Source organism: Tardiphaga sp. (assembly GCF_041424195.1).
Classification (GTDB): Bacteria; Pseudomonadota; Alphaproteobacteria; order Rhizobiales; family Xanthobacteraceae; genus Tardiphaga.
Genome location: NZ_JBGMOE010000065.1, coordinates 1 through 13,064 on the forward strand (window position 1 = coordinate 1; position 13,064 = coordinate 13,064).

Below are 13,064 nucleotides of genomic sequence, written 5' to 3' on the forward strand. Positions count from 1 at the left end.
AGAACACTTCAAAATCCCCCTTGCAGACGGGGCGGGCCATACGTTTTTTGCGCGTCATGCCCCGGCGCACGAAGAAGCGATGCAGCCCGGCAACCGAGACGGTCAGGCCAACCTCAGCCAAGGCGATGCGCAACTCCTCCAGCGAGATGTCCTTGCGCGCCTCCCAAAGTGCCAGAATGTCGGCAGATCGCTCCTCCACCCGGCGCGAGCGCATGTCGCCACCTTGAGGCCTGGGAGCAAAGTCACCGGTGGCACGCCGCTGCGCATGCCACCGGATCGCCGTCGAAGGGGCGACGCCAAACCGCGCTGCCGCCGCTCGGCAACTCAGCCCACCGTCAACCGCAGCCAGAAGCCGGACCCGCAAATCCATCGAAAGACCGTGACCCATCCATGCCGGCCTCCTTCACCAGCATGGATTCTGAATCAGAAATCTCAGCCGACGGGAATCCCATGCCGACTCAAAGCGGTCGAAAACCGCTCTAGCCGCGAGCTCATCCTCGTTGAGCGCATTGGCGTAATTCAATATGTCCTCGAAGAAGTCGCTTGCGAACCGCTTCAGCGGGCTCGTGTAAAGACGGTCTCCTGCGTTCATCAGCTCGAGCCGATTGAGCCGCTGGGATGCATGCGGATGGGTGTCCATGCGCTCCGAAATAGGAACCCTATGTGCGAGGCGCTTTCCCAGCATCGCGCCCGCACGTTGGATGAAGTCCATGTAGATGAGGAGTAGGTAAACAGCGCCCAAGCCACGCTGGTGCTCATGCAATTCGAAAAGCACATCGCTGGCTGGATCAGCGTTGCTCTCGGGCTTGGCGTCAGCATTGGTGAGATGCTTCATGCGGTCGATCAGTTGTGATCGCATCAGGCCAAGCGCAAATGCGTCGGCTCCGAACTCGAACTCATGCCGGATGAGCGATGCGTTGCCGGCTTCACGCGCCTTCTGTAGCCGACGGGGATGGTCGAGCGCCACATGGCCGAGTTCATGGCTGACGATGAAGTCGACCTGGCTGCTGGTGAGCCGATGAAGCGTTACGGCTGCGTCTTCCCCGTAGACTGTGACGCTCGATTCCAGCATTCGCGCCGGGGAAACGTCCGACCAGAAATGCAGGACGATGGGCACCATGCCGTGCCATGCCCGCTGAAGGCGACTTGGGCCGGCCATCTCCCTTGTAGAGTGATAGTGCAGAATGAAACGGTTGAGCTGCTTCAGGATCGGTTCGAGGGCGTAGTTGAGCGCGATCACTGGCCCATTTTCGAATGCCCACGTGGTGGCGTTGAACTTAGCTTTTTTCACGAGCGCGACAGCGGCGCCGCTCAGGCCGAAGCGCTCAGCGTTCTCGAATGGTATTCCGCGCATCACGCGCAGGAAGGCCATCCGCGCCCAGTACGGTAACAGGGCGGCTTCGTTTGAGAAGTCCTTCGACATATTCAAAGCGCGCTCGGCAAGTATCTGCTTGAGAACGAAGTCGTAGGCCGCAGCAAAGCGGAGGTCGTGTTCACTTTCCGGCTCTGGCCATGTGAACTGAAACAGCGACCTCAAACCTAGGTAAATCATCTCATCCGGCCGGATGGGAGATTGTGTGTGAAACTTCCTTATGGCTTCGGCCTGTCCCTCGCTTACGCCATCGAACGCAGCGTAGTCGGCTACCTGAATCTGCTCGAGGTCGAGAGCAGTCACTGCGGGAGGGGGGCCCTTGCCCATCACTAATCCGACGCGGATGGCCACCTGGGCGAGAATGTCGTCCATGTCCTGCTTGTTAAGAACGGGCAGGCACTTGTGGTTATCATCTCCAAGCCAGCGATCGTAGGGGTTGATAAGCAATGACGTCATCCTCTTAGCCTCGAGCTGCTAAACCCGTCGAGCTGCTTCATGTCATTAGCGACCTTACAGCGCGTATCGACGGCCTGGAAAGCCGCGCGACCGCTTGGCGACCTGACAAACGTCCGAACGGTTGCTTTCGCTCTTGCCACCGGAATAATGATGCGACGGAAAGTGGGACGCGAAGCTGTCCCGTCCTGCGGATTCACCGAATGACCGGTTGCGGCAGAAGCGGCCATCACCACTTCGTTCGACGAACGACGTGATCTGGTCGATTCCGACCTCCGGATTTCTATCGAGGGAGCACACCGACATCATCTACCAGGGTGATGTCTGGTCGCCGGCAGGGCCGCCCGCCCGCTTGCGAACGTTCCAGATTGAGAATAGAAATTATGTTAAGCACAACTATAATAAGCATGGCTATATATGCTGGCGATGACGTCGAGATCCGAACCATCGAGCACCTGTTTCAATGAGCCATGCATGAACCAAATTTGGCTTGAGGCGGGCGAGTAACTCTCCAAAACCAATCGAGAAGGCCACAACAAGGTACCCTTGTAATGCTATGTTCTCCTGTCATCAGCGGGCCGCAATATGCTTTCATCTGCAATCTTATGCAAATGTAATACCCACTCTATGATTAATGAAATTAGAGTTGTTGGTAATTATATTACAGAGACAAGTCGGTTGCATCCAATTTGGTTTAGGAATTCATTTTCCTACACGAAAATTTGATTTTAGATCCATGCATCTCTCTCGATTCTCAAGCGGAGAAATGCAATGGCGACGTCTACATATACCTTTCCCAATGCAGCCGGGCCCTATGCGCCGGTGCAGGTAAACGGTGGGGTGACCGCCAAATCGTTTGCGATCAATGGTACTGGGGTGACCTTCGATGGCACTTATCTGGACCTGCCGGCCGGCAAGTATCTCGATGCCGGGGCCGCCAACATCAGCGTTGCCACGACGTCCGATCCGGCGACGACGCAGACGCCCGATTCCATGACGCTGGAGTACATCGGCATCGTGCCGAGCGATTGCGTACTGGTCGATCTGTACGACTATAGCCATGGCCATATGGGCCTCCTGTCTCACTGGCAGACGGGCAAGATCAAGGTGGTGCTCGAACGCGAAGGCACCAGCGTTACGCTGGAAAGTGACGACGGCGGGATATCCAACACCGCCGAAGAGCGTGTCGCCGTGCGCTTTGACAATAACGCGTCAGGCTCAGGCGGTACGATCACGTTCCTGCGCAACGGCACCCAGTTTGGCGCGAGCCAAACGGTCACGTTCAAACCGAAGATCACCACGGCGGCGATCCTTCAGGTCAACGCGAGTCTGGGCAATACGAGCAACAGCAAGCACATGAAGCTCAAACAGGTTGGGCTCTACCTGAATTCGACAGTGACACCACCTCCCCCTCCTCCGCCGAGCGGCAGTGACAAGTCCTCTACCTATGCCTTTCCCAATGCAGCTGGGCCTTATGCGCCGGTGCAGGTAAACGGTGGGGTGACCGCCAAATCGTTTGCGATCAATGGTACTGGGGTGACCTTCGATGGCACTTATCTGGACCTGCCGGCCGGCAAGTATCTCGATGCCGGGGCCGCCAACATCAGCGTTGCCACGACGTCCGATCCGGCGACGACGCAGACGCCCGATTCCATGACGCTGGAGTACATCGGCATCGTGCCGAGCGATTGCGTACTGGTCGATCTGTACGACTATAGCCATGGCCATATGGGCCTCCTGTCTCACTGGCAGACGGGCAAGATCAAGGTGGTGCTCGAACGCGAAGGCACCAGCGTTACGCTGGAAAGTGACGACGGCGGGATATCCAACACCGCCGAAGAGCGCGTCGCCGTGCGTTATGACAATAACGCGTCGGGCTCAGGCGGTACGATCACATTCCTGCGCAACGGCACCCAGTTTGGCGCGACCCAAACGGTCGCATTCAAACCGAAGATCACCACGGCGGCGATCCTTCAGGTCAACGCAACCCTTGGGAACACTACCAACAGCAAGCACATGAAGGTCAGACAAGTTGGCCTCTATCAGGGCACGACCTCGGTCACGCCTCCTCCCAGTGGTACCGATAAGACCACGATCTATGGTGATCCGGGTACACGCATACCGCTTAACATCCAGCTCGGACCCAACCCTGCTGCCAACTATGCTCTGACCATTCCCCAGGGTCTGACCGTCGAACTCGAGACCGTAACGCAGGGTACGCAGCAGCGTTGGGCGAACTACGCGATGACGAATGCCAATGGCCCGTTTTCGCCAACGGTGTCTTCGCCAGCGGCAACGACCAACGCGATGAACCGTGGCGGATCGGGGGCCACGTTCAGCGGAGGCTATCTCAACCTCACAAGTGCAAGCTATCTCTCGGTTCCCGGAATTGGCTTCGGGTTTACAGAAACGAGCGATCCGACGACCACGCAAACACCGCCTGGCATCACATTGACGTGGCAGGGTATACTGCCAGGCAATTTTGCTATTCTGGCGTCACTTTTTGAATGGACCAAGGGGCAGATCGTACTGTGCCACGACTACCAGACCGGAAGGCTGAGTGTAACGATTGGCCGAGAAGGCTATTCGTCGCAGACGTTCTACAGCAACAGCGGCCTGTCAACGACGGCAGAAGAAACCGTCGGCGTTCGTTTCGTCAACAACGCTAGCGGAGCCGGAGGAACGATTACGTTCCTGCGTAATGGTACTGCATTCGGCTCTGCAGTAACCACCACCGTGAAACCGCGCATCACCGCTGGGGCAAGCTTCGAATGCAACGCCTCGCTTGGCAACACCTCCAACTCTACGAGTCTCAAGGTAAAATCGATGCGGGTCGACATTGACGCACCCGTGCCAGTTTCGAGTTACACGCCAGTGTCGGCGGGGAATGTCCCGGCTTCCACGATCAAGGGCCTTTCCGTCAATGCGCTAAACGTCACTGCGGCTCAAGCTGCCAAGACGCTGACGTACCAACCGACAACCGGGGGTGTCCAGTATCAGATCGATGTCGTTATCGGCCCCTTGGTCGTGGCCTCGGGGAAGGCATACCGTGCCGTTCTGGAAAACTGGTCAAGCGGTAGCGCGGTCAGCCATGCCAACGTTTTGGTCATGACCAAGGCATCGCGCCAGAACTGTCGCTTCGAGGACGCGGTGCTGTTCTCGCAGCAACCAGCCTGGAGCGAATGGCTACCGCAGGGTCCCGTCCCGGTCATCAACAACATCGGCTATTATTGCGAGGCGATCCGATGCGGTGACTATACGCAGTTCCAGTTCGGGTACGACTGGACGACTGCAACAATGCCGAACAATCCGTTTGGCGACCCGACAGGTAAGGAAAGTTATATGGTTCCGCACAAGTGGCGGATCGAAGACGCCAACGGTGCGGTGATCGCAACCATTGCTCGTCCTGACGGAGGGCCGCTAAATGGGACGGATACTGCGCGGATTTTCCAGGGGCCTTGGAGCAGCGGGTCCCCGCAAACTGATGCGACGCATAAATGGTATCCGCACGGCACGGTCCGCGCCGGGATCATCTGGCGATCTGGCGTGCCTTCAAACTACGACCAGGCCTTCCTCAATGCCAATCTGCCGCGCTACGATGTCAGCGTGCCATATGCAGGTCATGCGCTGGCCAATAACGGCTTCGACCTGCGCTTAGTGTCCGATCAAAAGGACTTCTTCGCAATTTGGCGCTGCATGTCCTATGAACCCAGTACATGGTCAGCGCAAATCGCTCTTGCTGGACAGACACAAGACCCTTGGACGAATGTGATCTACTCTCAGGCAGCTTTGGAGGCTAATGGCGCCCTCTGGCTGAAGTATACGCCGTTCAACCAGGTCGGTAGATCACCCCTTACCGGACCTGGCGGAGTCCGAGATGATCGCGTGGCCATCGCTGATCCTGTATGTTATTACATGTACGATATCAGCGGAACCCGACCGCACGACAAGAAACCCTTGGCAGTTATTGCACTGGATTACCTGACGTCATATGCGAGCGATCCTTATCATTGCTTTGAAGGAGGTCGCTGTGTTCCCCTATTCAAGGGGGTGAACGCTAGTAGACCAGCGGTCCTGCGCAATCACTACTATGGCTATGGGGATGCCGCCACGCCAGCATCTCTGGCATATTACGTCCAAAGTGGGCAATTGGCGGATATAAAAGCATCTTCGTCTCCAACAGTGTTCAAGGTTCCTGCTAATGGTATTGCGGGAGACAAGCCATACTTTGGCTCGAACGCAATTGATCAAGCTCATTCGCATCAGTACCCACACTGGGGTTCCATGTTGTTTAAGACTCCGGAGTTTGCATTTCTCGGGCATAAATTGTCAGATCAATCGAGGCTTTATCAATCCCGCTTGCTTAGTGCTGACCCCAGGCGGTTCGCGGAGCGGGATGCTTCATGGGCGTTTCTGCATGCCGCGCTTTGCTGGAAGACGGCCTCGCTTAATTCGGACCGTCTCTATACAAAGCAGGAAATGCTGGATTGGGTCGGCAAGGATTTTGAGGCGTTTCATGACAATTACAAAGTCACAACGCCAGGTTTCGATAATCCTCCATCCAATATCCTGGATGGCAGTGGCGCAATCGACCCCTTCAAGGCTGTCTATGCTGCTACTGCCATTTTTGGAGCGGCCGACTGCTCGGGGACCGATGTCAGCGTGGGCGAGTTTGAGCTCGGCTACTGGTTGACCACGCTGGGTATCGCTGAACGCATCGGCTTTAACACGGCATTGCGCAATTGGTCGACCAAGGCTGCGACAGTCCTGAATTGGCTGATCGCCAAGCATCGGCAAAGGATCGTCGGGCGGATCAACGACGGCAGCTTGATCAAAATGATGGGGAATGGTGGTCCCTATGTGCTACGCCTGTGGTCACAGGCGTCAATTCTTGCCGCAAACGGAAATGTCGCAAGCTTGCCGCAGTCCTACGGCGCCATTGCCAGTCAGAACGCAGGAACGGCAACCGCTTGGGACAAGACCACACCCAGCGGCGATCCGAACGAGCGTGACGGGCAGGCCATGGACCAGCTTATGGCTGGACCATCGATCCTGAAAAACCAATTGGGTCAGACGGGAGCCGATCTGGATACGGCGGTATCCACAGTTGCCTCATGGCGCTCGCAGAAAAAGACGGAGGAAGCAGCGCGGGGCTCCGCAGCGGCGGGATCCAACTGGTTCAAGTACCTTCAGGGAGCGAATAATCCCGCGATCAGCTAGCGTTGGGGGCAGCTGCTCATGACCGCCGGGCAACGCCCTTTGTGCGTGGCCCGGCGGAAGCGCTTTCCGTTTCGGAGATGATGACAGGCTACAAAGGAAACGGACCTTTAATCCGATCGGCGTAGGTGCAAGCTGATCGGAGATTGTTATGCGCGTGGAATCGCTCCTGCTGATATTGATGAGCGTTACGATGTCCGCCATCGCCCAGTTGCTCCTGAAGCTCGGTGTGCAGAAGGGTCAGAATGGCAGCCTGCTCACGGTCGGGATAACCTATCTGACATCGCCTTTTGTGATCGGCGGGCTGGCACTCTATGGGCTGGGTGCTTTCGTCTGGTTGTTCGTTCTTTCGCGCGTTGAACTTAGTGCTGCGTATCCGTTTGTCGGCATCGGGTTCATCTTGACCATGTTGATCGGCGTTTTCGCTCTGGGCGAAGCCGTCAGCGCCGCCCGAATTATCGGGACGCTGTTGATTGCTGCAGGGTGCGTGTGTGTCGCACGCAGTGTTGCCTGAATGAACAAGGCCACATCCTTTCCCGCGTACGGCCAACCGACGGTTGCTCCGTCGCTTCCAAGGCAGCCCAAAAAACGCGCAGGGGATGTTCCGCTGGTCGTTGATCTCGACCACACGCTGGTGTGCGGCGATGTGGCGATCGAAGCCATGGTACGCGTTGCGCGCCGGGGAATTGTCGCCCTGATCGTTTTGATGCTCGTCTGCTTGCGCGGACGAGCAACCGTGAAAACCTTCCTGGCCCGATATACACCGGTGGATCCCGCCACACTCACCTATAACAAGTCGGTTCTCACGCTGATCGAGGGTGCGCGCAGATCGGGCAGGCCAGTAATCCTGGCGACGGCAGCGCACTGGCGCACAGCCCGGCGGGTTGCGGCGCATCTGGGCCTTTTCGACCACATCATCGCAAGTTCGTCGCGTGCCAATCTGAAAGGCACAGCAAAGCTGGAGGCTATCTATGCCCTGCTTGGCAAAGAAACCTTCGACTATGTGGGGGATTCGAACGCAGACCGTCCCATCTGGAAGGTGGCGCGGATCGCTTTTACGGTGAATGTTCCTACCGGTACCGAGCTGGAGGAGCGCCTGGCACCGCGCCGAAGAACCTTCCGTTCGCTGTTCAAAGCGCTTCGTGTGCATCAATGGGCCAAGAATGCTCTGGTGTTCATCCCTGCTCTGACCTCCGGATCCATCGCGGAACCCGGCGTGTTCGTCACCACCACTGCCGCCGCCATACTTATGTCGATGATAGCGTCGTCAATCTATCTGCTGAACGACATGCTGGATATCGATGCCGACCGTGCTCATCGGACCAAATGGAAGCGACCGCTGGCGCATGGCGACCTGACCATTCCTGCAGCATTGGCTGCGTCGGTCATCCTGGCTGGGGTTGGTCTTGTAGGTGGGTGGATGCTGGGCGGGCCGAAACTGCTGGTCTGGCTGTTGGGCTATATGGGGCTCACCACCGCCTATTCGCTGCGCCTGAAGGCGATCATGGTGGGCGATGCGATCGTCCTGGCTTCGCTTTATACCATACGCATCCTGATTGGCGGTGTTGCCATCGGCGTCCCGATCAGCTTCTGGCTATTACTGTTCTCGGTGTTCCTGTTCCTGAGTCTGGCGTACCTCAAACGTTACATCGAAATGCGCGATGCAACCGAAATGCATCGCCTGCTGAAGGGGCGCGGCTATGTGGGCGGCGACCTCGATGTCGTGATGACTTCCGGAATCTCATCGGGCACCGTCTCGATCCTCGTGCTCGCGCTGTTTGCGCATGATCCCGCATCGCTGGTGCATTACCGCGAACCCAGTCTGCTGGGGTTTCTGTGCATCCCGCTGATCTACTGGATGAACCGAATCTGGATGATGGCACGGCGCGGGGAAGTGGAAGGTGATCCCGTAGCATTCGCTATCAAGGATCGACGCAGCATCCTGATCGGGGCGGTCATGGCCGGGATTATATTGCTGGCACTTTACGGGTATCCGCCGGGACTGAAAGCATGAGGATCCGTCTGTCGCACGTGCTGCACGCGGCATTGGTATTGCTGGCGCTCTGGATCGCGCACGCTGAAATGGGAGAGGCCGGCCACTTCGCAGATGAGCCGGCCTGGATAGTGAGCCAGTCTCAAGGCGGCTAAGGCTCCCTTACAAGCAGCGTATCGTATTCCAATGCCCGCGAGAGCCGATACCCTGGTAGTGCCGGCACAGAATGCGTGGGTAAGCCGCCAACCCAGATTCCGTCGAAATGCGCTGCGCGCATTTGCGCCATACGGGTTTTCAAGGCGCCCAGATCAGGTTCTCGCTTCGGACAGAGGGGCGCCACTTCCTGCGAGCCATCGAGCCAGCGTTCGCGGTCTTCGGGCTGGCGGATGATCATCAGGTCCGATCCGGGTATCTGAAACAGCGTGTTGGTGAAGGTATCACGACGGACGATCGAATAGGAACCAAGCTTGCGATCGGCCTTCATTGCCCAATCAGAGCCGCAATGATCCTGCAGCACGATGAAACCCAGGCGCGAATTTCGCGGAACATCGTTGAGAATGGCAAGCCGTGCCTCATATCCACGACTAGACTGCAGCCATTGGACAGTGGTCCATCCTGCACGCAGGAAGAACAGTCCAAGGCCGAGCGCTAACAACCACCTTTCGCGCCTTGCTTCGGTGGCAGGACCGACTGCCATGATGCAGATCATCACCGCATAGGGAGTCAAACGCAGGTCTGCGCCCCAACTTCCCAACGCCGTCGTTGGTCCCAGGAGCGCAGCGAACATTAACAGTACGCCGCCGGCCGCGAGACGCGGCTCCACTTTGCGCCCGCCTGCCCACAGGATAGCCAGCCCGGTGGCAAGGCCAATCGCGGCCGTCATTGTCAGGTCCCAGGGCTTCGACAACCCTTTCAGGATGGTGACGAAGTTCATCACCTTCTGCATGGGCAGGTCCGGCGCATACCAGAACAGCTGGTGTGAAGCGTCACCCCGCCACAGCAGCAGGGGCACTATTGGTAGCAAGAAGGGGGAGGCGGACAATATTCGATGGGGCAGTTCGCGCACGCTGCGCGTTGCCGCCAGTTCGGCTCCCGCGACAAGCGCGAGCAGGATCATCCAGCCCATAATGTGGGCTGTCCAGACCAGGACACCTGCCAAGGCGAAGCCCGCAACCGACCACAAGCTGGCCTGCTTGCGAGCAAGCCAGAATGCCGCCACGATCAGGGCCAGTGCGACAGACAGGCAGTAGTTCAAGAAGCCGTAGAGAAATGGCAGCGCGAAAACAAAAGGCAATGCCAGCGCTGCACTCGCGGTCACGCGCCCGTGCGCGGCGCGGGAAAGCAGCAGGATACCAATCGCCATCAGAGGGGCAATCGCTGAGGCGGCCAGGCGCGTGGCCAGTTCAACGCCCATTACCGGCGTCAGGGCCAACACGGGAAGATCGATCCCCAAGTTGCCGATCCAACGCCACATGACGATGAAATAGCGGTCGAGGCCAGTTCCATGCCCAATGGAGGCAAGGACATGATGACGTGCAAGGTGGTTGGGGTAATCGGCTGCGTCGGGCACTACAGCTACCAGATATGGCAATACCGCAGCTAAAATTATGAAATTGATCAGGATCCAGTTTTTCCATCCAATGCGGGGCAAAAGTCGACTCCTGATCAAAAAAATAGATGAAATTATGACAGTTCTTCAGTGTCGCAGCCGGGCAGCGTAGGGTGAGACTATGTCCCGCTATGAAGGTGCCGGGTCAAGCAGGTGATTTTCCCCTTCCGAGACTTGGGCGTCTCGATCTTGCGCAGCTTGTCGCGCAGCCGTTGCTCGGCATCCATTTCCGGCACGGATGTCAACGTCCGGTGGACCATGGCGAGGTAAGGCCGGGGAGCCCCTGCGCCCGCGCGCGGACACAGGACAGAACTGCGGCGTGGATTTCGGTTTCCATGATCTCGGTCATCGCGCGCAAATGCTTGATCGTTTTCTTGATCTGGGCGCGGTCCTCGGGTTCGCCGGCGGTGCGTTCGACAAGGTCGGCAACGCCGAGCATCATGGCCCTGATATCGCCCAGATGCGTTACGGCTTCGTGCGCACGCTCGGGAAGGCCCGCCTCATCGGCTCCGTTGAACAGTCCTTCGACAAACCCTTCGGCCTCCTGACCGCGCACCAGCCCGAAATGGCCAAGGTTCGCAGCCGTCGGTTCCATCGGCACCGGCACGGCCTTGAACGGCACCTTGGGGTCCTGATGGGACGCCAGTTCATTCCAGAGCCCCATCACCAGGGCGCCGAGGAGTTGATTGGCGTCGTCGATGCTGTCGAACGGCGGCAATTCACCACCCCACAGGCCGGCAATCACGGTCATTGGTTTCATGTCCGGATCGGGACTGGCGATAGCCCCCAGCAACCGGGTTCGCACCTCATGGTGGCCGAGCGGACATGCGTATTTGGCCAGCAGGGCGCGGATGACCCTCCCGCCGGGCAGTCTGGTTGCCGTTTTCGCCATTGCGATGTCCTGAAGATGTTCACGATCTCGCTATGTCTACATCGGCTCGGCTTCGTTGGGCCAGAGACAATCGCTGGTCAGCAGGCGCTCCGGTGCGCCCGTCGGCGAGAGTGAGACGGGCCGTTATGATGGCGCCCCAAGTCGATCGAGTGCCTGAATCAATGCGCCGCGAGTGATTCAGATTACCCGTTGGACGTGACGCAGCCGTCCGTGAAATCTGCCGCCATGCCGGACGCCAGGATCATTCCCGTGGGATATCCCATCTGCCTTCAGGCCACCGATCCGGCGCGCAATATCGCGCGCCGCTACACCATTCTCCTGCAGCGCGATTTCTTCGGCGTGATCACCGTCGATTACAGCTGGGGCCGGATCGGTAGCATGGGGCAATGCCGGCGCGCGTCCTTCACGGACATCGACCAGGCCGAACGGTTCGCGCGCAAGCTGCTGACCCGCCGTGAGAGCGCGAGAAAGCGGATCGGCGTTCCCTACCGGCCCCACTGAAAGTTCAAGGGCTCGCGAACAGAGAGGCTGCCGAGCATGGCCGTCTGTATCCTGCCCGACGGGCTTGCGCTGGCGCTCGCCCGTGAATAGGCAACGGCAGAAATTTTGTCATGTCCGAGGGACGAATGAAGGCACGTCAGACCCGGCCAGCCACGTCGCGGAATGCCGCAAGGGTGCATCATGGCTGAGCCGATCCTGCGGCGCGCAGTGGCGGCCGATATTCCCGACATTCGCGCACTTACCATCCGCGCCTACACCAAATGGCTCGCTGTCACGCCACGGCCGCCCCGTCCGATGACCGCCGACTACGATCATGCCTTTGCAGCGCATCGTTTCGACGTGTTGGTCGATCAGGGCGCCCTGATCGGGCTCATCGAAACCGTTCCCCAGGACGATGAACTGTTGATCGTCAACGTGGCCGTCGCGCCGGAGCAGCAAGGGCAAGGTTACGGGGTCCTGTTGATGCGTCACGCAGAAGACCTGGCCCGTCGCATCGGGACAAAGGGCCTGCGCCTTTACACGAACAAGCTGATGACCTCGAACATCGCGCTCTATGAGAGATTGGGCTTCGTTTTCGATACGGAGACCTACCATGACCAGGGCACTGTTGCCGTGCATATGGTCAAAGCTGTAGAGGGCAGCCCGCCTTTGGCGTGAGCCTGTAATTTCGCGGTCGAGGGCTCGCACGATCCGGCGAACCACCAGCGTCACTGGCGGGCCGACCGTTGCCGGCTCAAGCTCGCGCATCAGGGTGGCACGTCGCGGCATCGCCACACTCGCATGGGCAGTTCAGGGGCTGGTGATGTCTATTTGTGCCCCAGCGCGGAACAAACATGGAAAACCGTGCCGTCCCGCTCCTATGCGTCGCCAATCCGGCGCAGAAGTTCGACAGCATCGAGTTTCCCGATCGCCGTTGCAAGGCCCCTCGCCTGGGCACGATCCATCGCCCCGATCTTGACCTTATCAAGCGCCGCGAGGAACACCCCTCGCCCGGCATCGCGCTGTGCTTCGCGCGCTGCCTTTTCGG

At 58.5% G+C, this 13,064-nt stretch carries 9 protein-coding genes and 1 pseudogene; 6 read left to right on the plus strand and 4 right to left on the minus strand.

Translation table 11 applies throughout. The annotated features are described in order from the left end of the window. Both ACEK02_RS10315 and ACEK02_RS10320 read right to left on the minus strand, forming a co-directional pair. Positions 1 to 388: pseudogene (locus ACEK02_RS10315) on the minus strand (IS630 family transposase); the annotation flags it as partial. A 15-nt stretch (positions 389 to 403) separates the two neighbouring features. Next, entirely contained in the window at positions 404 to 1,828 is a 1,425-nt protein-coding gene (locus tag ACEK02_RS10320) for a M48 family metalloprotease (RefSeq protein WP_371421618.1), read from the minus strand. 768 nt (positions 1,829 to 2,596) lie between these two features. On the opposite strand from ACEK02_RS10320, the gene ACEK02_RS10325 reads away from it, so the two are divergent. The 4 genes from ACEK02_RS10325 (at position 2,597) to ACEK02_RS10340 (ending at position 9,190) form a co-directional block, all read left to right on the plus strand. After that, positions 2,597 to 7,045, plus strand: a complete 4,449-nt coding sequence (locus tag ACEK02_RS10325; RefSeq protein ID WP_371421619.1) for a hypothetical protein — start codon at positions 2,597 to 2,599, stop codon at positions 7,043 to 7,045. Positions 7,046 to 7,193: 148 nt separating this feature from the next. Beyond that, positions 7,194 to 7,556 (plus strand): hypothetical protein, encoded by a 363-nt coding sequence (locus ACEK02_RS10330; RefSeq protein ID WP_371421620.1) that lies wholly within the window; start codon positions 7,194 to 7,196, stop codon positions 7,554 to 7,556. Continuing rightward, positions 7,557 to 9,056 carry a UbiA family prenyltransferase gene (locus ACEK02_RS10335; protein ID WP_371421621.1) on the plus strand — a complete coding sequence of 500 codons (1,500 nt, stop codon included), beginning with the start codon at positions 7,557 to 7,559 and terminating at the stop codon, positions 9,054 to 9,056. Continuing rightward, positions 9,053 to 9,190: a hypothetical protein gene (locus tag ACEK02_RS10340; protein WP_371421622.1), complete on the plus strand. Its 138-nt coding sequence runs from the start codon at positions 9,053 to 9,055 to the stop codon at positions 9,188 to 9,190. The genes ACEK02_RS10335 and ACEK02_RS10340 overlap by 4 nt, the downstream gene beginning before the upstream one ends. Here the strand turns inward: ACEK02_RS10340 and ACEK02_RS10345 are convergent. Both ACEK02_RS10345 and ACEK02_RS10350 read right to left on the minus strand, forming a co-directional pair. Next, positions 9,187 to 10,686, minus strand: a complete 1,500-nt coding sequence (locus tag ACEK02_RS10345) for a hypothetical protein (protein WP_371421623.1) — start codon at positions 10,684 to 10,686, stop codon at positions 9,187 to 9,189. The two genes, ACEK02_RS10340 and ACEK02_RS10345, sit on opposite strands and share 4 nt — an antisense overlap. Before the next feature lie 199 nt (positions 10,687 to 10,885). Further along, positions 10,886 to 11,536, minus strand: a complete 651-nt coding sequence (locus ACEK02_RS10350; RefSeq protein WP_371421624.1) for a hypothetical protein — start codon at positions 11,534 to 11,536, stop codon at positions 10,886 to 10,888. 195 nt (positions 11,537 to 11,731) lie between these two features. Here ACEK02_RS10350 and ACEK02_RS10355 point away from each other — a divergent pair, with 195 nt between their 5' ends. Together ACEK02_RS10355 and ACEK02_RS10360 are read left to right on the plus strand one after the other, a co-directional pair. Further along, positions 11,732 to 12,037, plus strand: coding sequence for a WGR domain-containing protein (locus ACEK02_RS10355; RefSeq protein ID WP_371421626.1), 306 nt, complete (start codon positions 11,732 to 11,734; stop codon positions 12,035 to 12,037). A 180-nt stretch (positions 12,038 to 12,217) separates the two neighbouring features. Then, entirely contained in the window at positions 12,218 to 12,694 is a 477-nt protein-coding gene (locus ACEK02_RS10360) for a GNAT family N-acetyltransferase (RefSeq protein WP_371421625.1), read from the plus strand. Positions 12,695 to 13,064: the final 370 nt, after the last annotated feature.